The organism is Methylobacterium phyllosphaerae (assembly GCF_001936175.1).
Taxonomy (GTDB): domain Bacteria; phylum Pseudomonadota; class Alphaproteobacteria; order Rhizobiales; family Beijerinckiaceae; genus Methylobacterium; species Methylobacterium fujisawaense.
This window is the reverse complement of record NZ_CP015367.1, coordinates 2,010,653-2,031,449: the sequence shown is the minus strand read 5'-3', so window position 1 is coordinate 2,031,449 and position 20,797 is coordinate 2,010,653. Positions and strand designations below refer to the sequence as shown.

Annotated in this window: 25 protein-coding genes; 11 read left to right on the top strand and 14 right to left on the bottom strand. The window is 70.9% G+C overall.

Annotation, left to right across the window (positions count from 1 at the left end; translation table 11 throughout):
* Positions 1-186: 186 nt before the first annotated feature.
* Positions 187-888, top strand: coding sequence for a DUF4142 domain-containing protein (locus tag MCBMB27_RS09050; RefSeq protein WP_043384982.1), 702 nt, complete (start codon positions 187-189; stop codon positions 886-888).
* A 312-nt stretch (positions 889-1,200) separates the two neighbouring features.
* Here MCBMB27_RS09050 and MCBMB27_RS09045 read toward each other — a convergent pair whose 3' ends face one another.
* The 3 genes from MCBMB27_RS09045 to MCBMB27_RS09035 form a co-directional block, all read right to left on the bottom strand.
* Positions 1,201-1,866: a carbonic anhydrase gene (locus tag MCBMB27_RS09045; protein ID WP_043351772.1), complete on the bottom strand. Its 666-nt coding sequence runs from the start codon at positions 1,864-1,866 to the stop codon at positions 1,201-1,203.
* 45 nt (positions 1,867-1,911) lie between these two features.
* Positions 1,912-2,427: an NUDIX hydrolase gene (locus MCBMB27_RS09040; RefSeq protein ID WP_043351773.1), complete on the bottom strand. Its 516-nt coding sequence runs from the start codon at positions 2,425-2,427 to the stop codon at positions 1,912-1,914.
* Between the two features lie 116 nt (positions 2,428-2,543).
* Positions 2,544-3,287: a DUF429 domain-containing protein gene (locus MCBMB27_RS09035; RefSeq protein WP_043384979.1), complete on the bottom strand. Its 744-nt coding sequence runs from the start codon at positions 3,285-3,287 to the stop codon at positions 2,544-2,546.
* Positions 3,288-3,388: 101 nt separating this feature from the next.
* Here MCBMB27_RS09035 and MCBMB27_RS09030 point away from each other — a divergent pair, with 101 nt between their 5' ends.
* Both MCBMB27_RS09030 and dut read left to right on the top strand, forming a co-directional pair.
* Positions 3,389-4,270 (top strand): HpcH/HpaI aldolase/citrate lyase family protein, encoded by an 882-nt coding sequence (locus MCBMB27_RS09030; RefSeq protein ID WP_053608356.1) that lies wholly within the window; start codon positions 3,389-3,391, stop codon positions 4,268-4,270.
* Positions 4,267-4,737 carry a dUTP diphosphatase gene (dut, locus tag MCBMB27_RS09025; protein ID WP_043384973.1) on the top strand — a complete coding sequence of 157 codons (471 nt, stop codon included), beginning with the start codon at positions 4,267-4,269 and terminating at the stop codon, positions 4,735-4,737. The genes MCBMB27_RS09030 and dut overlap by 4 nt, the downstream gene beginning before the upstream one ends.
* 6 nt (positions 4,738-4,743) lie before the next feature.
* Here dut and MCBMB27_RS09020 read toward each other — a convergent pair whose 3' ends face one another.
* Positions 4,744-5,619: an ATP-binding protein gene (locus tag MCBMB27_RS09020; RefSeq protein ID WP_075380245.1), complete on the bottom strand. Its 876-nt coding sequence runs from the start codon at positions 5,617-5,619 to the stop codon at positions 4,744-4,746.
* A gap of 165 nt (positions 5,620-5,784) precedes the next feature.
* On the opposite strand from MCBMB27_RS09020, the gene MCBMB27_RS09015 reads away from it, so the two are divergent.
* The 5 genes from MCBMB27_RS09015 to MCBMB27_RS08995 all read left to right on the top strand — a co-directional run bounded on the left by MCBMB27_RS09015 (position 5,785) and on the right by MCBMB27_RS08995 (position 9,523).
* Positions 5,785-6,228: an OsmC family protein gene (locus MCBMB27_RS09015; RefSeq protein ID WP_075381908.1), complete on the top strand. Its 444-nt coding sequence runs from the start codon at positions 5,785-5,787 to the stop codon at positions 6,226-6,228.
* A gap of 80 nt (positions 6,229-6,308) precedes the next feature.
* Positions 6,309-6,674, top strand: coding sequence for a YybH family protein (locus tag MCBMB27_RS09010; RefSeq protein WP_075380244.1), 366 nt, complete (start codon positions 6,309-6,311; stop codon positions 6,672-6,674).
* A gap of 100 nt (positions 6,675-6,774) precedes the next feature.
* Positions 6,775-8,115, top strand: a complete 1,341-nt coding sequence (serS, locus tag MCBMB27_RS09005) for a serine--tRNA ligase (protein WP_075381907.1) — start codon at positions 6,775-6,777, stop codon at positions 8,113-8,115.
* Positions 8,115-8,879 (top strand): 5'/3'-nucleotidase SurE, encoded by a 765-nt coding sequence (gene surE / locus MCBMB27_RS09000; RefSeq protein ID WP_075380243.1) that lies wholly within the window; start codon positions 8,115-8,117, stop codon positions 8,877-8,879. Before serS ends, surE begins: the two co-directional genes overlap by 1 nt.
* Entirely contained in the window at positions 8,876-9,523 is a 648-nt protein-coding gene (locus MCBMB27_RS08995; RefSeq protein WP_043346673.1) for a protein-L-isoaspartate O-methyltransferase family protein, read from the top strand. The genes surE and MCBMB27_RS08995 overlap by 4 nt, the downstream gene beginning before the upstream one ends.
* A 104-nt stretch (positions 9,524-9,627) precedes the next feature.
* Here MCBMB27_RS08995 and MCBMB27_RS08990 read toward each other — a convergent pair whose 3' ends face one another.
* The 6 genes from MCBMB27_RS08990 to MCBMB27_RS08965 form a co-directional block, all read right to left on the bottom strand.
* On the bottom strand, positions 9,628-10,506 hold the full coding sequence (locus MCBMB27_RS08990; RefSeq protein WP_043757506.1) for a phytoene/squalene synthase family protein: 879 nt from the start codon (positions 10,504-10,506) through the stop codon (positions 9,628-9,630).
* On the bottom strand, positions 10,506-10,904 hold the full coding sequence (locus MCBMB27_RS08985) for an Mth938-like domain-containing protein (RefSeq protein ID WP_043384961.1): 399 nt from the start codon (positions 10,902-10,904) through the stop codon (positions 10,506-10,508). The genes MCBMB27_RS08990 and MCBMB27_RS08985 overlap by 1 nt, the downstream gene beginning before the upstream one ends.
* A 13-nt stretch (positions 10,905-10,917) precedes the next feature.
* Positions 10,918-11,859 carry a protein translocase subunit SecF gene (secF, locus tag MCBMB27_RS08980; protein ID WP_043757501.1) on the bottom strand — a complete coding sequence of 314 codons (942 nt, stop codon included), beginning with the start codon at positions 11,857-11,859 and terminating at the stop codon, positions 10,918-10,920.
* Positions 11,860-12,087: 228 nt separating this feature from the next.
* Positions 12,088-13,692, bottom strand: coding sequence for a protein translocase subunit SecD (gene secD / locus MCBMB27_RS08975; protein WP_043350919.1), 1,605 nt, complete (start codon positions 13,690-13,692; stop codon positions 12,088-12,090).
* Between the two features lie 57 nt (positions 13,693-13,749).
* Positions 13,750-14,082, bottom strand: coding sequence for a preprotein translocase subunit YajC (gene yajC / locus MCBMB27_RS08970; RefSeq protein WP_012319243.1), 333 nt, complete (start codon positions 14,080-14,082; stop codon positions 13,750-13,752).
* A gap of 131 nt (positions 14,083-14,213) precedes the next feature.
* Entirely contained in the window at positions 14,214-15,095 is an 882-nt protein-coding gene (locus tag MCBMB27_RS08965) for an alpha/beta fold hydrolase (RefSeq protein WP_053608352.1), read from the bottom strand.
* A gap of 123 nt (positions 15,096-15,218) precedes the next feature.
* Here MCBMB27_RS08965 and MCBMB27_RS08960 point away from each other — a divergent pair, with 123 nt between their 5' ends.
* On the top strand, positions 15,219-15,611 hold the full coding sequence (locus MCBMB27_RS08960; RefSeq protein WP_053608351.1) for a YidB family protein: 393 nt from the start codon (positions 15,219-15,221) through the stop codon (positions 15,609-15,611).
* An 11-nt stretch (positions 15,612-15,622) separates the two neighbouring features.
* Here the strand turns inward: MCBMB27_RS08960 and MCBMB27_RS08955 are convergent, their stop codons facing one another.
* On the bottom strand, positions 15,623-15,883 hold the full coding sequence (locus MCBMB27_RS08955) for a hypothetical protein (protein WP_075380242.1): 261 nt from the start codon (positions 15,881-15,883) through the stop codon (positions 15,623-15,625).
* Positions 15,884-16,047: 164 nt separating this feature from the next.
* Between MCBMB27_RS08955 and MCBMB27_RS08950 the strand changes: the two genes are divergently transcribed.
* Complete coding sequence (locus MCBMB27_RS08950; protein ID WP_043350910.1) at positions 16,048-16,389, top strand: YidB family protein; 342 nt, start codon at positions 16,048-16,050, stop codon at positions 16,387-16,389.
* A gap of 118 nt (positions 16,390-16,507) precedes the next feature.
* Here MCBMB27_RS08950 and MCBMB27_RS08945 read toward each other — a convergent pair whose 3' ends face one another.
* The gene (locus MCBMB27_RS08945; protein WP_075381906.1) at positions 16,508-18,016 is read right to left on the bottom strand and encodes a peptidoglycan DD-metalloendopeptidase family protein; all 1,509 of its coding nucleotides are present in this window, start codon (positions 18,014-18,016) and stop codon (positions 16,508-16,510) included.
* Between the two features lie 190 nt (positions 18,017-18,206).
* Between MCBMB27_RS08945 and MCBMB27_RS08940 the strand changes: the two genes are divergently transcribed.
* Positions 18,207-18,761: a GNAT family N-acetyltransferase gene (locus tag MCBMB27_RS08940; protein ID WP_043384948.1), complete on the top strand. Its 555-nt coding sequence runs from the start codon at positions 18,207-18,209 to the stop codon at positions 18,759-18,761.
* A 43-nt stretch (positions 18,762-18,804) separates the two neighbouring features.
* Here the strand turns inward: MCBMB27_RS08940 and MCBMB27_RS08935 are convergent, their stop codons facing one another.
* Both MCBMB27_RS08935 and MCBMB27_RS08930 read right to left on the bottom strand, forming a co-directional pair.
* A complete protein-coding gene (locus MCBMB27_RS08935) occupies positions 18,805-19,083 on the bottom strand; it encodes a hypothetical protein (RefSeq protein WP_043350907.1) in 279 nt (92 codons plus the stop codon).
* A gap of 266 nt (positions 19,084-19,349) precedes the next feature.
* Positions 19,350-20,627 (bottom strand): porin, encoded by a 1,278-nt coding sequence (locus tag MCBMB27_RS08930; protein ID WP_043350904.1) that lies wholly within the window; start codon positions 20,625-20,627, stop codon positions 19,350-19,352.
* Positions 20,628-20,797 lie beyond the last annotated feature (170 nt).

Sequence of the window (20,797 nt, the reverse complement as noted above, 5' to 3'; positions counted from 1 at the left end):
CGGACCGGCGGCTCACCCCGCGGACCGCCGCCCTTCGGCCACCGCCCCGTCCGGGGCGAAAACGGCAGGAACCATAAGCCCATAACCTCGTTGACCGACCAATTCGCGAACCCGCCTGCGCCCGATCCTTCGTGCTGCGCATGCGACCTGCCAGAGTTCGCGTATCCATTTCGAACAGAGGTCCCGATGCTGAAGAACTATGCTGCCGCGTCCGCGCTTGTCCTGGCGCTGTCGACCCCGGCCCTGGCTCAGAGCGCCAACGACTTCCGCCTCCAGTCGATGCAGGCGAACGCCTTCGAAATCCAGTCCTCGCAGATCGCCCTGTCCAAGTCGCGCAACCCGAAGGTCCGCTCCTACGCCCAGGAGGTCCTCCGCGACCACCGGGCCGCCAACGTCGCCCTGGCGGGCGGCCAGATGAACGGCGTGGCCGGTGATCCGGGCGTCGGCGGCCTGATCACGGCGCCGATCGCGGTGGCGGGCAGCGCCGTGGGCGCCGGCGTCGGCGCGGCGACCGGCGTGGTCGGCGGCACCCTCGCGGGCGGACCGGTCGGCGGCCTCGAGGGCGCCGGCGCCGGTGCGGCGCGCGGCGCCGCCGCGGGCGGTCAGATCGGGCGCGGCGACATGATGGCCACGGGCGCCTCGACGATGGTGGCGCCGAGCCCCGAGCAGCAGGCGATGCTGGCCGAGCTGTCGTCGACCCCGGCCGGCCCGCGCTTCGACCGCCTCTACGCCAGCCAGCAGCTCCAGGCGCATCAGATGACCATCGCGATGACGCAGGCCTACGCCCAGGGCGGCCCGAACCCGGCGCTGCGCAACTACGCCCAGCAGGCCCTTCCGGCCCTGCAGATGCACTACAACCAGGCTCAGCGCCTCCCCGGCGCGATGTAAGGGTCATCGTCAGGGACGGCCCGGCTTCCGCCGGGCCAGACCTCCGGCGGCGGGTGCGAGCCCGCCGTCGTTTTCATGTCCGGCCCCTCCGCCCCGGCCACCGGCGAACCCGCGGGCGCGCCGCGTTCACGGGCCGGCACGTTGCGCCAGCCGTCTCCGCCACGGACGGGCCGCGCAGAGGCAGTGCCGAGATCCGCGCGCCGACCGGAGCCCCAAACGAAAACGGCCGGTGCGCGATGCGCAGCCGGCCGTTGCCGCAAAGTTACCGATCGGAGCCGGTCAGCCGACCCCGTTCTTCGGCGCGCGTCGCGCTCAATCGCACGCGATGGCGGCGACCGAGCGAACGGTCTGGCCCGTCGTGTCGATCGGCGGCTTGAACACGCCGGTCTCCGGGTCGCGCACCAGCAGGGAGCCGCTCGCCACGCCGAAATGCGCGCCGTGGATCTCCAGACGGCCGTCGTCGACCCGCTCCTTCACGAACGGGAAGGTCAGCAGGTTCTCCATGCTCTGGACGACCACCGCATGCTCCAGCTTGGTCAGGTAGTCCGGCGCGCCGGGATCGCCGGCCTTGTCTTCGGCCTGACCCACGAGCGAGACCCACTTGCCGATGAAGTCGCCGGGAGAGAGCGGCTTGGCCTTGTTGGCGTAGGCCTTGATGCCGCCGCAGGTGGCGTGGCCGAGAATGACGATGTGCTTCACCTCCAGAGCCTGGACGGCGAATTCCAGCGCCGCCGAGGTGCCGTGGTACTGACCGTCCGGCTGGTAGACCGGCACGAGGTTGGCGACGTTGCGGATCGTGAACAGCTCGCCCGGCCCGGCATTGAAGATCGCGCTGGGCGACACCCGGCTGTCACAGCAGCTGATGACCAGGATCTCCGGGTTCTGCGTGGAGGCGAGCTGCGCGAAGCGCCGGCGCTCGGTCGGGAAGCGGTCGAGGAGGAAGGACCGGTAGCCTTCGGTCAGGTAGACGGGGAACATAAAGGCGTCTCCAGTTAGACAATCCCGCGACGGCAGGAAGTGAACTCAAAGTTCTCGCCAGGCAAGAACGCGTGGGTGGGCCGGAATAGTCCCGTTCGCGAGGTCCGCGGCGAGATCGGCGAGACCGGCCGGCTCGAAGTGCTCGCCGCTGGCGCGCAATTCGTCGATCGGCCACCAGCGTGTCCCGATCAGCGGGTTGTCCTCGGTCTCGGCGAGGCGGCTCGTATCGACCCGGTCGTCGGGCAGGCGGACGAGAAAGTAGCGCTCGCGGGCGTCCCGCGCCTGCCGGAACAGGTGGAATGGGCCGTCGCAGGCGGCGACCTGCGGGCCGATGGCGACATCGCCGCGGCCGATCTCCTCCTCGAGCTCCCGGCGACAGGCGGTGACGTGGTCCTCGCCGGGCTCCAGGCCGCCCCCCGGCATGAACCAGAACCGGAGCGGCGCGCCGTCCGGTCCTTTGGCATGGACCGACGTGTAGGCGATGAGCAGGATCCGATCCTGCGGATCGAGCACGATCGCGCGGGCGATGTGGCGGACGGGCAGGGGGTTCGCGGCGCTCATGCATCGAGAGCTAGAGCGGGCGCGGTGAACGGACACCGCCTGTGCGCGAGGCTGCGTGCAAAACAGCACGTTGGGTCGAGCACGGCGCCGGTTGCGATCCTTGGGCGGACGGCCGCTCAGGACGGCGCGCGCAAGGCCGGGGCCCAGATCACCACGGGAAGCCCGAACGCGTCCCGCTCCGGCGGATCCGGCAGCGGCACGGCGCATCCGAGGCGGATGTCGCGGGCGACCACCAGGGCGGCCAGCGCATCCAGATGGTCGTCCTCCGGAACGCCCTTCGCCCGGGCCTCGATCAGCGCGCCCGGCAGGCCCGCCGCCGCGAGGAGCGCCCGGCGCAGGTCGAGCCCCTCCCGGGCGCGCCGGCCCTTCTTGGGCAGGCCGAGCGGCCGGCCGCCGTTGAGGGTGTGGAAGGCCACCTCGGGATGGACCTCGTGGACCCGCGCCCGCACCTCCGGCCGCTCCCGCAGGAGCGTGTCGACCGCGCGGACGGCGCGGAAGATGTTGTAACCCTGGATCGAGGGCGCGAAGGGCGGGTCGCTCGCCTCGCGCGAGGCGGCCTTCGCGGCTTCATAGTCGGGGGCGTAGACCGCGCTCCGCGGCGGCATCGGAAACACCGATGCCCGCGCCGGCCCGAGCCGGGCGCGGGCCGCCCGGTCGGCGGCACGTCCGCCGCCAATGATCCGGTCCGGCAGGCCGATCGGCACGTCGATCCCGACGATGCAGGGCCGCTCCGGGGCGTCGAGCAGCGCGGCGACGTCGGGGAACAGGGCAGAGCGGTGCCGGTCGGGATCGTCGAGGTCGAGGAGCGCGCCCGCCCAGGCTCCGCGGCAGCCGTCCAAACCCGCGATCCAGCGTGCCATGCCGTTCCTTCCTCGCGCGACGCGCGGCGGGCGTTCTTGCCGGGATGCGCAGGGAAAGCTATCCGCGTCGCCGAGGGCGCCGCCGGCCCGGGAGAAGCGTGATGAGCGAGATCCGTCCCCGTCGCAGCGTGCTGGCGATGCCGGGCTCCAACGCCCGGGCGCTGGAAAAGGCGCGGTCGCTCCCCGCCGACGTCATCCTGATCGACCTTGAGGACGGCACGGCCCCGGAGGTCAAGGCGGCCGCCCGTGCCCAGGTCGCCGCAGCGGTCACGGCGCGCGGCTTCGGCGCCCGCGAGGTGGTGGTGCGCATCAACGCGCCCGAGACCGAGGACGGCGAGGCCGATCTCGTGGCGCTCGCTGCGGCCGCACCGGATGCCATTCTGGTGCCCAAGGTGCGCACCTCCGACACGCTGATCGCGGTCGGATCCCGGCTTCGCCGGCTCGGCGCGCCCCTGGCGACGCGGGTCTGGGCGATGATCGAGACGCCGATGGCGGTGGTGAACGCCGCCGAGATCGCGGGCGCGGCCCGGGACGTGGACGGGCGGCTCGCCGCCCTGGTGATCGGCCCGAACGACCTGCTGAAAGCGTCCCGGATCCGGCCCCCGGGGCGGGCCGCCCTGATGCCCTGGCTGATGACCGTGCTGGCCGCCGCCCGGGCCTACGAGATCGAGGCGATCGACGGCGTCTTCACCGACCTCGCCGACGCGGCCGGATTCGAGGCGGAGTGCGTCCAGGGGCGCGACCTCGGCTTCGACGGCAAGATGCTGATCCATCCGAGCCAGATCGGCCCGGCCAACGCGGCCTTCGGCCCGGATGCCGCGGAGATCGCGCAGGCGCGGTCGTTGATGGACGTCTTCGACGCGCCGGAGAACCGGGCGCGCGGGGTCATCGCGGTGGATGGGAAGATGGTCGAGCGCCTCCATGTCGAGGCCGCCCGGCGGACCCTCGCCATGGCCGAGGCGATCGCGCGTCTCGGCGCGTGAGCGACCGGCCGGAGATCGGCCTGCGGCTGCTCGATCCGCGGCTGCCGGGCTGGGGCTTCCCGCGCTGGGGCTCGCCGGCTGCGGCCGGCCTCGACCTGCACGCCTGCCTCGACGCGCCGCTGGTGCTCCCGCCCCAGGGCAAGCCGGCGCTGATCCCGGCGGGGTTCAGCGTCCTGATCCGCGATCCCGATTGGTGCGGCCTGATCTTCCCGCGCTCGGGGCGCGGGCACCGCGAGGGTCTGGTGCTGGGCAACGGCACCGGCGTCATCGACGCGGATTACGAGGGGCCGCTGATGGTTTCCGCCTGGAACCGCGACGAATCCGAGCCGGTCCGGATCGAGCCGGGCGAGCGGATCGCCCAGCTGGTCTTCACGCGGATCACCCGGCCGGTCCTGACCGTGCTGGAGGGCGAGCCCGGCCCCGGCTCCGAGCGGGGGTCGGGCGGGTTCGGGTCGAGCGGGCGGTAGGCGCCCTCAGTCGAGCGTCTTGCCGAGTCGCCCCGCCAGATCCTGGATGAACTGGAAGGCGGTCCGGCCCGAGCGGGAGCCGCGGGTGGTGGCCCATTCAAGGCATTCGGCGCGCAGCTGCTCCGGCGGCACGGCGAGGCCATAGCGCTCGGCATAGGCGCGGATCATCGCCAGGTACTCGTCCTGGCTGCACTTGTGGAAGCCGAGCCAGAGGCCGAACCGGTCCGAGAGCGAGACCTTCTCCTCGACCGCCTCGCCGGGGTTGATCGCCGTGGAGCGCTCGTTCTCCAACATGTCGCGGGCGAGCAGGTGCCGGCGGTTCGAGGTGGCGTAGAACAGCACGTTGTTCGGCCGCCCCTCGATGCCGCCATCGAGCGCGGTCTTGAGCGACTTGTACGAAGTGTCGTCGGCGTCGAAGGAGAGGTCATCGCAATAGACCAGCCAGCGGTGCGGGTCCGGCCGCAGCAGGGCCATCAGGTCCGGCAGGGCCTCGATGTCCTCGCGGTGGATCTCCACGAGCTTCATCGGCCGGCTGCCGGCGGGCCTGCGGGCGTTGATCTCGGCATGGGCCGCCTTGACCAGCGACGACTTGCCCATGCCGCGGGCCCCCCACAGCAGGGCATTGTTGGCCGGCAGGCCGCGGGCGAAGCGTTCGGTGTTCTCCACCAGGGTGTCGCGCGCCCGGTCGATGCCGGTGAGCAGGCCCATCTCCACCCGCGCCACCTGCGGCACCGGGGTCAGCCGGCGCTCGGGGCCCCACAGGAAGGCGTCGGCGGCGTCGGGATCGAAGGCCGGCGGGGCGGCGGGCGCGGCCCGCTCCAGCGCGGTGGCGATGCGCTCCAGGAGCGGCATCAGGGTATCCAGGGTCGCGGGGCTCGTCATCGGATCGGGGGGTTCGCGTGCGGGTCGGTCAGGCGGCCGGTTCTACGGGGAAGATCCGGGGAAATCATCCGTATCCGGATGCATGGCCCGGGCCTTCCGAACGGGAACCCGGATCGGGCGTTGATCATCGCGGCAGCACGGGTGCCGTAACGGCCGGGGGGCATGATGGACGCGGGACCGACGATCCGGATCACCCAGGTCGCCGATTACGTCTTCACGGTGGATTTCGGCGCGGCCCTGCCGGCGCTTCTCACCGACGAGTCGCCCCCGATCGGCGGCGGGACCGGGCCGTTCCCCGAGCAGCTGCTGATCTCCGGCGTCGCGAACTGCCTCTGCGCCAGCCTGGTCTTCGCCCTGGGGAAGTTCCGCCAGGAGGCGCGGGGCGTCGCCGCCGAGGCGTCCTGCCGGCTGGAGCGCAACCCTGCCGGGCGGCTCCGCGTCACCGCGATCGACGTGCGGATCCGCCTCGGCGCGGCGGCGGCCGACCTGCCGCGGATCGACCGGGTGCTGGAGCAGTTCGAGCGGTTCTGCACCGTCTCGGAGAGCGTGAAGGCCGGGATCCCGGTCGCCGTGTCGGTGGCCGATCGCGACGGCACGCGCCTGAAATGACCGGCGCCCCGGGGAAAGATCGGCCGCCCGGCGCATTGCCGCAGCACCAACCGGCCGACGGAGCCGGACGAGGAGACGCCATGTCGGATCAGACGCGAGAACCCGCCCGCGCCCCCGAGGACCTTGCCGTCCTGTTCAACCAGCGCGCCAATGCCGGCGATGTCGAGGGCCTCGTCGCCCTCTACGAGCCCGACGCGGTGCTGGCCGCCGGCCGGGTCGTCGCCACGGGCCATGCCGAGATCCGGAGCTTCTACGCCGACCTGCTGGCGCGCAAATCCGACTTCCCGGCCCCGGAGACGCTGCCGCCCCTGCGCAACGGCCCCCTCGCCATGACCTTCGCGCGGCTGCCGAACGGCGCCCTGTCGGTGGAGGCCGCCCGGGAGCAGGCGGACGGGACGTGGCTCTGGGCGATCGACCAGCTCAAGATCGCGCCGCCGAAGAGCTGACCGTCGGCCCGGACGCGCCCCCGCGCTTGTCCCACCGGACGCGATGCGGCAAAGCGGAGCCCGCGCGCTCGACGCTGCGCAGAAGATCCGAGCCGACTCGATGCACGACATCCGCGCCATCCGGGAGAACCCGGACGCCTTCGACAGCGACCTCGCCCGCCGGGGCCTCGCGCCGCTCTCGGCCGCGCTGATCGCGCTGGACGAGGCGCGGAAGGCGTCGGTCTCGGCCGCGCAGGCCAACCAGGAGCGGCGCAACGCCCTGGCCAAGGAGATCGGCGGCGCCAAGAAGGCCAAGGACGAGGACCGCGCCGCCGCCCTGATGGCGGAGGTCGCGGCCCTGAAGGGCGCCGAGCCGGAGCTGAAGGCCGCGCAGGACGCGGCCGACAAGGCGCTGGCGGACAAGCTCGCCGCGATCCCGAACCGGCCGAAACCCGACGTGCCCGAGGGTGCCGACGAGCACGGCAACGTCCTCTACCGCAGCCACGCCGCGACCCGCGAGCGGCTTACCGAGGGCCGCGAGCATTTCGAACTCGGCGAGGCCGCCGGCCTGATGGATTTCGAGGCGGCGGCCAAGCTGTCCGGCGCGCGCTTCGTGGTGCTGAAAGGTCAGCTCGCCCGGCTGGAGCGGGCGCTCGGCCAGTTCATGCTCGACCTGCACACCCAGGAGCACGGCTACCTGGAGGTGGCGCCGCCGGTTCTGGTGCGCGACGCCGCCATGTTCGGCACCGCGCAGCTGCCGAAGTTCGAGGACGATCAGTTCTCGGTGTTCAAGGGTCTGGACGCCGTGAAGACGCTGGACTCCGCGGCGGACCCGGCCTCCGGCAGCACCGAGAAGTTCTGGCTCGTCCCCACCGCCGAGGTGCCGCTGACGAACCTCGTCCGCGAGTCGATCCTCCGCGAGGAGGAGCTGCCCCTGCGCTTCACCGCGCTGACGCCCTGTTTCCGGGCCGAGGCCGGGTCGGCGGGGCGCGACACCCGCGGCATGCTGCGCCAGCACCAGTTCAACAAGGTCGAGCTGGTCTCGATCACCACACCGGAGGAATCCGCCACCGAGCACGAGCGGATGCTCACCTGCGCCGAGGCGGTTCTGAAGAAGCTGGATCTGCCCTACCGGGTCATGACCCTCTGCACCGGCGACATGGGCTTCGCGTCGCAAAAAACCTACGACATCGAGGTCTGGGTGCCGGGCCAGCGCACCCACCGCGAGATCTCGTCGTGCTCGGTCTGCGGCGACTTCCAGGCCCGGCGGATGAACGCCCGCTACCGGGGCAAGGACGGCAAGCCGGCCTATGTCCACACCCTCAACGGCTCGGGCGTGGCGGTCGGCCGCGCGCTCATCGCCGTGATGGAGAATTACCAGAACCCGGACGGGAGCATCACGATCCCGTCGGTGCTCCACCCCTACATGGGCGGGCTCAACCGGATCGAGGGCACCCGCTGATGCGCATCCTGGTCACCAACGACGACGGCATCCACGCGCCGGGGCTCAGTACCCTGGAGGAGATCGCCCGGGAGCTGTCGGACGACGTCTGGGTGGTGGCGCCGGAGAGCGACCAGTCCGGCGTGTCGCACTCGCTGTCGCTCAACGACCCGCTGCGCCTGCGGCAGGTCTCGGAGCAGCGTTTCGCCGTGAAGGGGACGCCGTCGGACTGCGTGATCCTGGGCGTGCGCCACATCCTGGGCGACCACGGGCCGGACCTCGTCCTGTCGGGGGTCAACCGCGGCCAGAACGTCGCCGAGGACGTGACCTATTCGGGCACGATCGCGGCCGCCATGGAGGGGACGATCCTCGGCATCCGCTCGATCGCGCTGAGCCAAGCCTACGGGGTGGGCGGACGCGGCGCCCTCAAGTGGGACTGTGCCCGGACGCACGGGGCGAAGGTCGTCCGGAAGATCCTGGAGACCGGGATCGAGCCCGGCATCCTGGTCAACGTGAATTTTCCGGATTGCGAACCGGCCGACGTGCAGGGCATCGCGGTGGCCGCGCAGGGCTTCCGCAATCAGGCGCTGCTGTCCATCGACGCCCGGGTCGACGGGCGCGGCAACCCGTATTTCTGGCTGGCCTTCGCCAAGGCCCGGTTCGAGCCGGGCCACGGTTCGGATCTGAAAGCCATCGCCGAGAAGCGGATCTCGGTGACGCCCCTGCGCCTCGATCTCACGGACGAGCCGACGATGACGCGCTTCGCGCAGGCCTTCGCCGAGTGATCGATCTGGGCAGCCTGGAAGAGGCTGCCGGCAACGCGGCCTTCGTCATGGCGCTCCGGGGCCGGGGCCTGCGGGACACCGCGGTGCTGCGGGCCATGGAACAGGTGCCCCGGGACACCTTCGCGCCGCCGCAGCATCGGGAGCATGCGCGGCGGGACATCGCCCTGCCGCTGTCCTGCGGCGCGTCGATGACGGCCCCCTCCACCGTGGCGGTGATGCTGGCGCTGCTTCGGCTCGAGCCGGGCCAGCGCGTCCTGGAGATCGGCACAGGCTCGGGCTACGTGACCGCCCTGCTCGCCCAGCTCGGGGCCGGGGCGGTGCTCAGCCTGGAACGCTACACCTCCCTGGCCGGGGCGGCGACGCGGCGGCTCGCGGCCCTGTCCGAGGTGCATGTCGTCCGGGCGGACGGGCTGGCCCCGGACCTGCCGGACGGGGGATTCGACCGGATCCTGGTCCACGGCAGCGTCGCGGCGATCCCGCAGCACTGGCGCGCGGCCCTCGAACCCGGCGGACGGCTGGTGACGGGCCTCAGGGGCGAGGGCGGCTGCCGGGTCGCGGTGCTGCCGACGCCGGAGGCCGAGCCGGAACCGGGGGCGCCGGTGCGGCTGACGGCGCTGATGCCGGGACTGGCGCGGGTTCTCTGACGCCGAGCCGACGGGGCACGCGCCGCGAAGCGACCGAGGGCCGGGCGACATTTGCGAGCGCGGCGCCGCTGGATTGCCCCCTCGCGAGGACGGTGGAGCGACCCTCAGCCCACCCGCCGCGCCGCCCGCCACAGGCGCCACAGCCGGCGCCAGCGCGGCAGTTCGACGGGCGTGTTGAGCGGGTCGTAGGAGGCCCGCTCCATGGCGGCGAGGTAGGGCTCCACCAGGGCCGTGGGCAGGAAGGCGGCGCCCGCCGAGGGGGCAATGGTCGGACGCGCCGCCTCGAAGGCCTTGAGGTGCTGCCGGGCGAGGTCGCGCAGGTCGGCACAGGCCCGGCGCAGGCCCGGCCCGCCGCGGCCCGTGACGATGTCCTCGCGGGTGACGCCGTAGCGGCCGAGGATGTCCGCCGGCAGATAGACCTGCCCCGAGCGGGCGTGCCAGGGCAGGGCACGCAGGAGTCCGGTGATCCCGTAGGCAACCCCGGCATGGCCGGCCGCCCCCGCGCCGCCCGGCTCTGTGCCGTTGCCGATCACGAGGCTCGCCAGCCGGAACAGGGCCGAGGCGGTCTCGCCGCAATAGCCCTCCAGGTCGTTCACCCGGGGCATCGGGTCCTCGTAGAGATCGAACACCCGTGCGTCGATCAGGTCGACGAAGGGCTGGCGACCGAGACGGTTGACCCGGATCGCCTCCTCCAGCGCCGCCGCCACCGGATTGGCGCGCACGTCGCCCCGGGCCTCCCCCTGGAGGGCGTCGCGCCACCATTGCAGGCGGATCTCGCCGGCCAGGGGGTTCGAGGCCGCCTCGCGCACCCGCGCGATGGTCAGGCTGAAGGCGTAGAGGGCGAAGAGATGCGGACGGGCGGCGGCCGGGGCGAACAGGGTGGCGTAGTAGCGGTCCGGATCGCCGGTCCGCACAAGATCCTCGCAATGGGATTGCGCGAAGGCGAGCCCGGTCTCGGTGGTCCTGCCCTCGACCTCCGGCATCAGGCCACCGCGATCAGCGCGGCCGCGACCTTGCGGTTCTCGGCCACCAGGATGTTGTAGGTCCGGGCCGCGGCCCCGGTCTGCATCACGTCGAGGCCGACGCCGAAATCCTTGAGCCAGCCCCGCAAGGCGGGGTCGATGGCGGCGATGTCGAGGCCGGTGCCGACGAGCAGCAGCTCGATCCCCTCCGATTCAGCCTGGACCGGCCGCAGGGCCGTCCGGTCGATCGCCCTCGGCTCCGTCACCTCCCAGGCCCGAACCCCCGAGGGCAGCAGCAGGATCGAGCCGCGATGCGACATCCCGGCGAAGCGGAAGCCGCCATTGCCGTAGGTGTCGATGATGTGGCGACCCGGCACGAAGCCGGAGTCGAAGGTCTTCGGACTTGGCTGATCGGCCATCTCGGAAAAAGGACTACTCCGCCGGTTGCGGGACGCCGGACCGCTCGGACGCGGCGCGGGCGCCCGAGAGCATCAGGCCCAGATAGATCAACACCGGAGTCGAGATGAAGATCGCCGAGTAGGTGCAGATCAGGACGCCGCAGAGCATCACCACGGCGAAGCCCTTGATCGCCTCGCCGCCGAACAGCACCAGCGCCAGCAGCGACAGGGAGGACGAGATCGACGTCATCACCGTGCGCGACATGGTCGAGTTGATCGACAGGTTCAGCAGGTCGACGGTGGGGATGGTCTTGTACCGCCGCATCAGCTCGCGGGTCCGGTCGAACACCACCACGGTCTCGTTGAGCGAGTAGCCCACGATGGTCAGGATCGCCGCGATCGAGGTCATGTTGAACTCGATCCGGGTGATGATGAACACGCCCACCGTCAGCACGATGTCGTGGAGCGTGCCGACGATGGCGCCGAGCGCCAGCTCCCGCTCGAACCGGAACCAGAGGTAGAGCAGCACCGCCACGACGGAGAGCACGACGCCCAGCGTGCCGGACTGCACGAGTTCGCCGGAGACGCGCGGGCCGACGGTCTCGGTGCGGCGGAACTCGTAATCCTTGTCGAAGGCGGCGTGCGCCTTGTTCATCACCGCGGTCTGGCCCTGCTCGCCGGGCTGGAGCGGCAGGCGGACCAGCACGGTACCCTGGTTGCCCAGTTCCTGCACCTCCGGCTCGCCGAAGCCGAAGCCCGCCGCCGTATGGCGGATCGCCGCGACATCCGCGGTGCCGGATTTCGCCTGCAATTCGACCAGGGTCCCGCCCTTGAAGTCGATGCCGAAGTTCAGCCCGATCGTCAGGAACAGCGCCACCGTGACGAGCGACAGCACCGCCGAGAGCGGGAAGGTGAAGCGCCGGAATCGCATGAAGTCGAAATGCGATTCATCGGGCCAGAGGCGGAGCAGGCGCATGGAAACGGACCTAACGTTTGGGAGATCTCAGCACCGGTCCGCTCGTCCCACCCTAACCCTCGACCTGAGGCGCCGGAGCGAAGCGGAGGCCTCGAAGGAGGGCTCCAGGGATCGCAGCGCCGTCTGGAGGGCCCCTTCGAGGCCCGCTGACGCGGGCACCTCAGGATGAGGTGATGGTCTGGAGCGGCCTTCTTCCGCCGGTGATGCGTCTCCCGAAAGTGAACTCGTTCAGAACGGCAGGGTCTTCGGCCGGAAGGTCTTGTACCACACCGCGATCATCATCCGGGTCAGCGTCACCGCGGTGATGACCGTCGTCAGGATGCCGAGGATGAAGACCACGGCGAAGCCCTTCACCGGGCCCGAGCCGAGGAAGAACAGGATCAGGGCGGCGATCGCCATGGTCGAGTTCGAGTCGATGATGGTGGCGAAGGCCCGGTCGAAGCCCGCCTGCAGCGCCGAGATCAGCGAGCGGCCGGCATGGCTCTCCTCGCGCATGCGCTCGTAGATCAGGACGTTCGAATCCACCGCGGTGCCGATGGTGAGCACGATGCCGGCGATGCCCGGCAGCGTCATGGTGGCCTCCAGCACCGACATCAGGCCCAGGATCAGCCCGACGTGGACGATCAGTGCGATGTTGGCGATGAAGCCGAACGTCCCGTAGGTCGCGAACATGAAGGCCACCACGAGGCCCGCCGCCACCAGGGTCGCGAGCTTGCCGGCCTCGATGGAGTCGCGGCCGAGGCCCGGGCCGACGACGCGGCGCTCGACCACGGTGAACTTGGCCGGCAGCGCGCCGGCCCGGAGCAGGACCGCCAGGTCGTTGGCCTGCTGGACGGTGAAGTTGCCGGTGATCTGGCCCGAACCGCCGGTGATCGCCGAGCGGATCACGGGTGCGGAGACGACCTCGTTGTCGAGCACGATCGCCATGCGCCGGCCGATATTCTCCGAGGTCGCCTGCCCGAACCGCTGCGCGCCGCGCAGGTTGAACTTGAAGCTCACCATCGGCTCGTGGGACTGCTGGTCGAAGGCGGGCTGCGCGTCGGTCAGCTCGCCGCCGTCGGCCATGACCCGGCGCTCCACCGGGACCTTGGCGCCCTTCTCGTCCTTGGAGGGCAGCATGTCGACGTCGCCCGAGGGACTGTCGGCGAGCATGCGGAACTCGAGCTTGGCGGTCGAGCCGAGGAGCTTTTCCAGCCGCTCGGGATTCTGCTCGCCCGGCACCTGGATCAGAATGCGGTCGGCGCCCTGCTGCTGGATCGACGGCTCGGTGGTGCCGGTGGAGTCGAGGCGGCGCCGGATGACCTCGATGCCCTGGCTCACGGCCCGGCGGGTCCGGTCGGTGATGCCGGCATCGGTCAGCATGAGGCGGATCACGCCGCCCGGCTGCTCGGAGATGTCGAGGGTGCGGGCCGCCGTCTGGCCTATCGAGGTGGTGATCGGCTGCGACAGTTCCTGAAGCTTCGGCAGGACCTTGGCCCGGGCGGCGGCGTCGTCGATCTTCACCTGGACGCCGCGCGGCAGGAGGCCGATGCCGCCGTCGGCGCGGACATTCTCCTGCTGGAGCACGCGGCGCACGTCGTCGCGCAGGGCCTTGGCCTGGGAGGCGACCAGCTCGTTCTGGTCGACCTCAAGCAGGAGCTGCGAGCCGCCCTGCAGGTCGAGGCCGAGCACGATGGCGCGGGTCGGCACGATCCAGCTCGGGAACCATGTGGGCAGGCTGGCGACGAAGCCCTTGCGCTGCTCGGGCGAGAAGAAGCTCGGCACGGCGAGCATCAGCCCCACCAGGATCAAGCCCAGTGTCGCGATGATCTTCGCACGGGAGAAGCGCAGCATCGGCCGTCTTTTTCTCTTTTGGGCCGGCGCACGACGCCGGCCGGTTCAACCGGGAACTCAGGCGGCTTTCACCGTGCCCTTGGCGCGGACCTCGGAGATCATCGACCGGACCACCCGAACGCGCACGTTCGGGGCGATCTCGACCTCGATCTCGGGCTGGTCGTCCGACGCCTTGGTCACGCGTCCGACGAGGCCGCCGTTGGTGACGACCGTATCGTCCCGGCGCACGGACTTCAGCAGCGCCTGGTGGTCCTTGACCCGCTTCTGCTGCGGCCGCAGGATCAGGAAGTACATGATCACGAAGATCAGAACGAACGGGACCACCTGAAAGGCGATCTCCGCTCCGCCAGCGGCCGCACCGGCCCCTTGCGCGAAGGCGGGGGTGATCAACGAGCGTCTCCTGCGAATGGCGTGCAGGTCTGCCGCCGGATGAGGCGCCCGCAGACCTGTCGAAAAGCGCGCGGACTATAGCCAGGGGCTACCCGAAAGCAACGTCGAAGCGACAGGCCGATGCGGCGCGCTCACAACAGGGCGCGGATCGCCGCCGCGAAGGCCTCCGGCGCCTCCTGGGGAAAGTTGTGCCCGACCCCCGCGACGATCTCACGCCGGTACGGTCCCGTGAAGTGGCGGGCGTCCGTATCGGTGGCGGGCGGCGGCCCGACGCCGTCATCGGCCCCGAGCAGCACGACCGTCGGCACGGCGATCGCCGGCTGGGCGGCGAGCCGCGCCTCGATCTCCACCAGCGCCGGATCGCTCGGCACGAGCCCGAAGCGGTGGCGGTAGGAATGCACCACCACGTCGACGAAGTCGGGATTGTCGAAGGCGCGGGCGGTCTGCGCGAAGGTCTCCGCGTCGAACGCCCAGGTCGGCGACCAGAGCCGCCAGAGCAGGCGGCAGAAGGCATCCCGGTTCTCGGCGAGGCCGGCGCGGCCGCGCTCGCCGTGGAGGTAGTACTGGTACCAGAGACGGTGCTCGGTCTCCGGCGCGACCGGCCGCCCGGCGGCCGGGATGTTCTGGATGTTGTAGCCGACGCCGCAGCTCACGAGGCCCCGGGCCCGGTCCGGCCAGAGCGCCGCCACCACGCAGGCGGCCCGGCCGCCCCAATCGTAGCCGGCGAGCACGGCGCGCCCGATGCCGAGGGCGTCGAGGAAGGCGAGCAGGTCGGCCCCGAGGGCCGCCTGCTCGCCCGAGCGCGGCGTGGCGGGGTCCAGGAACCGGGTCGGGCCGTAGCCGCGCAGGTACGGGACGAGGCAGCGCACCCCGTCGGCGGCGAGCCGCAGGGCCGCCGCCTCGCAGGCCTGGATATCGTAGGGGAAGCCGTGGAGCAGCACGGCGGGCGGCCCGTCCGGCGGACCGAATTCCCGATAGGCGATGTCCAGCACGCCGGCCCGCACGCGTTCCATGAACGACTCCCCCTCGCCACGGGGCGATCCTAGCGGGTTCGCCGCGCAATTGCCGCACGCGCTTGCCGCCGCCGCGTCGCGCCCGACTTCTCCTGCGACGAAGAAGCGCGACGGTGGAGAACGATGGGACTGCTCGACGGTGCGAAGAACCTGATCGGCGACGTGGTCGCGGCGGCCGACCGGGCCTTTGAGGAGACCGGCAGCGGCAAGCTCGCCCTGGCGCTCGCGAAATTCTATCCCGGCGGCCTCGCGGCCTTCCTCGACCGCCTGAGGGAGACCGGACACGGCGCGGCCGTCGATTCGTGGCTCTCGCCGGGCACGCGGCAGCCGGTTCCGGCCTCCGCGCTGGCGGCCTGCCTGCCGGAGGCGGTGACCGAGCGGCTCGCCTACGATCTCGGCGTGCCGGACGCGCGCGTTCCCACCGTGCTCGCGGAGTTCCTGCCCGCCGCCGTCGCCGATCAGAGCGAGAACGGGAGCCTGAAGCCCCAGCCGAATTTCAGCACGCAGGTCCGCTGATCATCGGGACCTCATGGGGCCGCGCATTTCATCAGAGGCGGGGCGGTCGCGCAGCTCAGATGGCAGCTCTGCTTCGCGAAGCAGAACCACGAGAGCGCGCCGCTCTTCAGGCAGGATCCGCCGCAATGCCGGTACGTGCCGTAGAGCGGCCGAACGAAGATGGCATCGGCGAGGGGGCGCGCCTCCGACGACCGCGCCGTCTCCGCGGCCGGCAGCGCCACCGCCGCACCGGCCGCGACCACGAGCACGAAAGACGGTGCCAGGACTCTCATTCGCGTCGACCGTGGAACCGTGTCCGGGCCGGCATACCGGGCCAAAGTCCGGGTCCTGTCGACTAAATTGCGGTTCACGCGGGCCGGGGGCAGCCGCCGGCCTCTCCCGCTTTCCGGACGACGCCCTAAACTCCCGTTGACCGATCCTTCGACGCGAGGCCCACATGAGTCTGCTCAATTCCCTCGGCGGCTCGCTGGGGCAGATCGCCCTCAAGGCGTTGCCGGGCGTGATCCAGCAGGTCCTGCCCGGCGGGCTCAACGCCCTGCTCGATCAGCTCCGGCGATCCGGCTACGAGAGCCAGGTCAATTCCTGGCTCGGCCGCGGGCCCAACGAGCCGATCACCGCCGACGACCTGCGCAAGGTCCTCGACAACGATCAGGTGCGCCAGATGGCGGGGAAGCTCGGAATCCCGATGGACCAGCTGTTCCCGACCCTCGCGCAGGCCCTTCCCGAGACCGTGGACCACCACAGCCCCGACGGGACCCTGCAGGTGCCTAAGGCCTAGGCAGCCACGGCACGGGCGCGGGGAAGGCCGGCGCGGCGCGGCCGGACCGGCGGTCCTCAACGCGAAACGGCGGCCCCGTCCGGGACCGCCGCCGCGTGCCGCCGTCTTGCCGGTCGGCTCAGTTGCTGGCGAGCTGGGACATGGGATCCACGGGCGCGCCGCCCTTGCGGATCTCGAAATGGAGCTGCGGCGAGGTCACGTTGCCCGACGCGCCGGACTTCGCGATGGTCTGACCGCGCTTGACCTTCTCGCCGGGCTTCACGTCGATCTCGCCGTTGTGGGCGTAGGCCGAGACGTAGCCGTTGGCGTGACGCACGAGGACCAGCTTGCCGTAGCCCTTCACGTCGGAGCCGGCATAGGCCACCGTGCCCTCCTCGGCGGCCTTGACGGGGGTGCCCTCCGGGACGGCGATGTTGATGCCCTCGTTGCCGGAGCTGCCATAGCCGGAGATCACCCGGCCCTTGGCGGGCCAGCGGAAGTTCTCCGTCGCCTCGGCCACGGAGCCGGTGGCGGCGGGCTCGGACTTGGCCTGGGCAGGAGCCGCGGCGGCCACCGGCTTCGGCGTCTCCTTGGCGGCGACCTTCTCGGCGGCGGCGGGCTTCTGCGCCGCCTCCTTGGCGGCCTCCTTGGTGGCCTGCTTGGCCGCCTCCTTGGAGGCTTCCTTGGCGGCCTTCGCCTCGGCGAGCTTCTGGGCGGCCTCCGCCTTCGCGGCGGCCTTCGCCTCGGCGCGGGCTTCCTGGGCCTTGGCTTCGGCCTTCGCCTTCGCCTCGAGCTTCGGATCCGCCTTCTTGTCGTCGGCCTTCTTCTCCTCGGCCTTGGCGACCTGTCCGGGACGCACGTGCTTCGGCTTCTCGCCGTCCTTCGCGGTGGCGTCCTTGCGGGTCTTGGCGTCGGCGACCTTGCGGGCGGCGGCGTCGCGGGCGAGCGCCTCCTTGCGCTCCGCCTCCTCGGCGGCGGCGGCCTTCTGCGCCGCCTCCTTGGCGGCCTTCGCCTCGGCGAGCTTCTGGGCGGCCTCCTTGGCCTCCTCGCGCTTCGCGGCGATCTTGTTCTCGACCTGCTTGGCGTCCTCGCGCTTCTCCTCGGCAGCCCGGGCGGGCCGGGCGGACATCGGGGCCGCGGCGGGGTTCAGCCCGGAGGCGTTGTAGACCGGGATCACGATCTGACGACCGGGCGTGATCTGGCTCGCGTTGCTCAGGCCGTTGGCGGCCAGGATCGCCGAAGCGGGCACGCCGAAGCGGGTGGACATCTGGTTCAGGCTGTCGTTGCGCGAGACGGTGATCTGCGTGCCGCCCTCGGCGCTCCAGCCGACGCCGCCGGTGGAGGCGACTCGGGTCGCGGGGGCGGCAGCAGGGGTCTGGGCCGGACTCGCGGCGGCGGCCGGACGCGCGGCGCCGGGCGCGCTCAGCGCCTCCGATTGGATGCGGCCGGTCCGGACCGGCGGCACCGACTTCAGGGATCCGTCCGGCAGGCTGCCGGTGGCGGAAGGCTCCGAGTCGAACGGATTCGAGAATGGGTTGCCCAGCCGCGATGCGTCCGAGGAACAGGCGGCGGCCGCCCCGCCGATCATGCCGATGAGCGCGACGCGCGACAGCGTCCGCAACATCTGACCCGTACCGCGCACCCGCATCGACACACCCGTTTGCCTGACGCAACCTGATGCCCCAATGAAGACGGATTCAGGTTAAGCAACCGTTCCCGTTCCGCATACCTGCGACCCAGAAGCGAAGGAGCGCGCAGGGTTTCGCGCCGTGCCGGGGATGAAACCCAGGGGCGAGACCGTCCCTTTTCCTACCTGGGCGGCTCCCCACATCGTGGACATGTTTACCATCCGCGGCGCGCGCGACAGCTTGGCCGATCTGCCGGCGATCGAGACCGCGCGCCTCTCGGTCGCTGCCCTTCAGCCCGCGGACGCAGCGGCCCTGCGCCGGCTCACCGACGATCCGGCGATCACCGCCGCGGTGGACTTCCTGCCGACCCCGTTCACGCTCCAGGATGCCGAGGATCTGATTCGCAGCGGCCGGCGTGGCCGGGACTGCTTCCTCGGGGCCTGGACCCGCGGCGGCGCCGATCCCGGTGTCGCCCCCGATCCGGCGGGACGCGACCTAGTTGGGGTGGTCGGGACGCATCTGCGCGGCACCGGCACGATCGAGATCGGATACTGGATCGGGGGCGCCGCCCGCGGGCGCGGCTTCGCCTACGAGGCCGTATCGGCGATCCTCGGCCTTCTCGGCGCGCGCTTCCCGGCGCGCCTCGTGGTGGCGGAATGCCGCCCGGCCAACGTCGCGTCCTGGGGCCTGCTGCAGAAGCTGGGTTTTCGCGACACCGGCGAGGAGGGGCACCGCCCGGGCCGCCGCCTGCTCAGACGGGATTGAGCCCCATGGCCGGCGGGCGGACCCCGACCGCTGGTCTCAGGTCTCAGGCTCCACGCCGCCGCACCTTCGTGCGCCGCGGGCCGAGCGCGAAGGACGCCTCGTCGTCCGGCGAGCGCTCCGCCAGGGCGAAGCTGTGCAGTTCGTTCAGCCCGCCCCCGTCCCGGGGCTGCACCGCGACCAGGGCGTAGAAGGCTGCCCGCACCACATCCTTCCTGGACGCGTCGGGATGCGTCTCGCGGACGGCGACGCGCAGCGCCTTCGGCGTCATGCCAAGTGCGGCCAGGCTCCAGAGCGTCGCCGCGAGCGCCTCGATCGAAGCCATCCGAAACGCCCCCGTCGGTCGAGTCCCATCGTCTTTATACGGATCGGCCCAGCAACGACGCAAGTCTCGTTCAGACGACCGCAAGATCGGCGGCTCATCGAGCACATATCGTCACAACAATACGACGATATACGAAGTCGATTACTACAAATGTCGCAATCGATTTGCCAGAACACCTTCAATTTCAGCAGACAACAAAAAGCCCCCGGACCTGAGGCCGGGGGCTTGCTGGCGACCGGTTCCGTGAACCGGTCCGGGTCATCCGATCAGAAGGTGATGCCGGTCTCGACCATGTAGCGGTCCTGGGAGGTTTTGTTGCCGGTGCGGCCGAAGCCGGTGCCGAGCGTCCCCTCCGCGAGGTTGCCACGGGTGATCCCGCCGAGTTCGACGTGGGCGTATTCCACCCGGAAGAAGTACCGGTCGAAGGTGAAGGTCGGCGTGACGGTGACCGAGAAGGCGTTGCTGCCCGCACCGAAGCCCAGCAGGTTGGTCCCGCCGGATCCGCGGACGCCGGTCTGCTCGGTGTACTCGACGCGGCCGGCCAGGGAGAAATTATCGGTGAACGAGTAGGCCGCCAGCAGCGCGCCGCCGTAGGTCGACGCCGAGTTGGCGATGCCGACGCGCAGGTCCCGCTCGACATTGGTGAACTGGAAGTACGGCGAGATGATCCACGGGCCGTTCGCGTAGGTGTAGTTGATGTTGAAGATGCCGCTGTTCTGCTGGAGGTTCGGCGTCGCGAACTGGTAGCGCGGGCTGCGGTCGAGGGCGTTGGTCCGGCCGACGTTCAGGCCGCCGTTGACGCCGATCGTGTTGTAGTCGTCGAGCTTGTAGGCGACGTTGCCGGTGAACCACGTGATCTCGTTGGAGAAGAAGCCGTCCGTGCCCGCGAGGGACACCGAGAGCGGGCCGCTGCTGTAATTGACCTGCACGCCCTGGTTGATGAAGTTCTCCTGCACGAACAGGAGGCCGCGGTTGATGTTCAGGTTCTGGTAGGTGAACAGCAGCTCGGTGCCGATCAGGGTGAACATCCGGCCGCCCTGGACCGACCATTCATCGTTGATCTGGATCTTGCCGAAGGCGACCGGGACCGGGCCGAACAGGAGATCGGTCTGGGTGAAAGTGCCGAGCGTGGGGAAGCCGAGCTGCGGGATCGAGTAGCCGCCGGCCTGGATGTAGAACTGGAACGCGCCCTCGGGCTTCTGGATGATGCCCTGCACGTTCGAGAAGTCGAACCGGGCCGACCGGTCGCGGTCGTTGGGCGCCGCCGGGGTCGAGAACGAGGCGAACGGGTTCGACTGCGTGTAGCCGTAGCCGGTGATGGCGCCGCCCACGTAGAGGTCCCCGAGCGGACCCGCGGAGAAGCAGCTCGGATTCGGGTTGGCCTTGATCACGCCGCTATAGGCCGGACCGATCAGCGTGGCCTTGCACGGCTCGGCGGGGGGCGCGACGGGAACCGGCGCCGGGGCCGACAGATCGGCCGCGAGGATGCTGGTCGAGGACAGCAGCACGGTGGCCAGGCCGGCCAGGGCGGATCGCTTCAGCATGGTTCGGAGCTCGTTCGGATTCGTCTACGGCCAAGCTGACATCGCGCTGCGAATGACACAAAATCAAACATAGAGCAGTTGCATATTTTTTGGGCAGATCCCTATCGCTGAACACGTTCGACGCGGAAATGTGACTTTGCCGCCACAATCGTCCGGGCGGACCGGCGTTT

Bases quoted from the DNA above. Each gene is read 5' to 3' on its own strand.
- MCBMB27_RS08930 (WP_043350904.1), bottom strand. From the start codon at position 20,627: ATGCTGAAGCGATCCGCCCTGGCCGGCCTGGCCACCGTGCTGCTGTCC.
- secD (WP_043350919.1), bottom strand. From the start codon at position 13,692: ATGCTGCGCTTCTCCCGTGCGAAGATCATCGCGACACTGGGCTTGATC.
- MCBMB27_RS08985 (WP_043384961.1), bottom strand. From the start codon at position 10,904: ATGGCCGATCAGCCAAGTCCGAAGACCTTCGACTCCGGCTTCGTGCCG.
- MCBMB27_RS09020 (WP_075380245.1), bottom strand. From the start codon at position 5,619: ATGACGAGCCCCGCGACCCTGGATACCCTGATGCCGCTCCTGGAGCGC.
- MCBMB27_RS09035 (WP_043384979.1), bottom strand. From the start codon at position 3,287: ATGGCACGCTGGATCGCGGGTTTGGACGGCTGCCGCGGAGCCTGGGCG.
- secF (WP_043757501.1), bottom strand. From the start codon at position 11,859: ATGCGCCTGCTCCGCCTCTGGCCCGATGAATCGCATTTCGACTTCATG.
- MCBMB27_RS09010 (WP_075380244.1), top strand. From the start codon at position 6,309: ATGTCGGATCAGACGCGAGAACCCGCCCGCGCCCCCGAGGACCTTGCC.
- MCBMB27_RS08960 (WP_053608351.1), top strand. From the start codon at position 15,219: ATGGGACTGCTCGACGGTGCGAAGAACCTGATCGGCGACGTGGTCGCG.
- surE (WP_075380243.1), top strand. From the start codon at position 8,115: ATGCGCATCCTGGTCACCAACGACGACGGCATCCACGCGCCGGGGCTC.
- MCBMB27_RS08990 (WP_043757506.1), bottom strand. From the start codon at position 10,506: ATGCCGGAGGTCGAGGGCAGGACCACCGAGACCGGGCTCGCCTTCGCG.
- MCBMB27_RS08965 (WP_053608352.1), bottom strand. From the start codon at position 15,095: ATGGAACGCGTGCGGGCCGGCGTGCTGGACATCGCCTATCGGGAATTC.
- MCBMB27_RS08940 (WP_043384948.1), top strand. From the start codon at position 18,207: ATGTTTACCATCCGCGGCGCGCGCGACAGCTTGGCCGATCTGCCGGCG.
- MCBMB27_RS08950 (WP_043350910.1), top strand. From the start codon at position 16,048: ATGAGTCTGCTCAATTCCCTCGGCGGCTCGCTGGGGCAGATCGCCCTC.
- MCBMB27_RS09040 (WP_043351773.1), bottom strand. From the start codon at position 2,427: ATGAGCGCCGCGAACCCCCTGCCCGTCCGCCACATCGCCCGCGCGATC.
- MCBMB27_RS09030 (WP_053608356.1), top strand. From the start codon at position 3,389: ATGAGCGAGATCCGTCCCCGTCGCAGCGTGCTGGCGATGCCGGGCTCC.
- MCBMB27_RS08935 (WP_043350907.1), bottom strand. From the start codon at position 19,083: ATGGCTTCGATCGAGGCGCTCGCGGCGACGCTCTGGAGCCTGGCCGCA.
- MCBMB27_RS08955 (WP_075380242.1), bottom strand. From the start codon at position 15,883: ATGAGAGTCCTGGCACCGTCTTTCGTGCTCGTGGTCGCGGCCGGTGCG.
- MCBMB27_RS09015 (WP_075381908.1), top strand. From the start codon at position 5,785: ATGGACGCGGGACCGACGATCCGGATCACCCAGGTCGCCGATTACGTC.
- MCBMB27_RS09050 (WP_043384982.1), top strand. From the start codon at position 187: ATGCTGAAGAACTATGCTGCCGCGTCCGCGCTTGTCCTGGCGCTGTCG.
- serS (WP_075381907.1), top strand. From the start codon at position 6,775: ATGCACGACATCCGCGCCATCCGGGAGAACCCGGACGCCTTCGACAGC.
- MCBMB27_RS09045 (WP_043351772.1), bottom strand. From the start codon at position 1,866: ATGTTCCCCGTCTACCTGACCGAAGGCTACCGGTCCTTCCTCCTCGAC.
- MCBMB27_RS08945 (WP_075381906.1), bottom strand. From the start codon at position 18,016: ATGCGGGTGCGCGGTACGGGTCAGATGTTGCGGACGCTGTCGCGCGTC.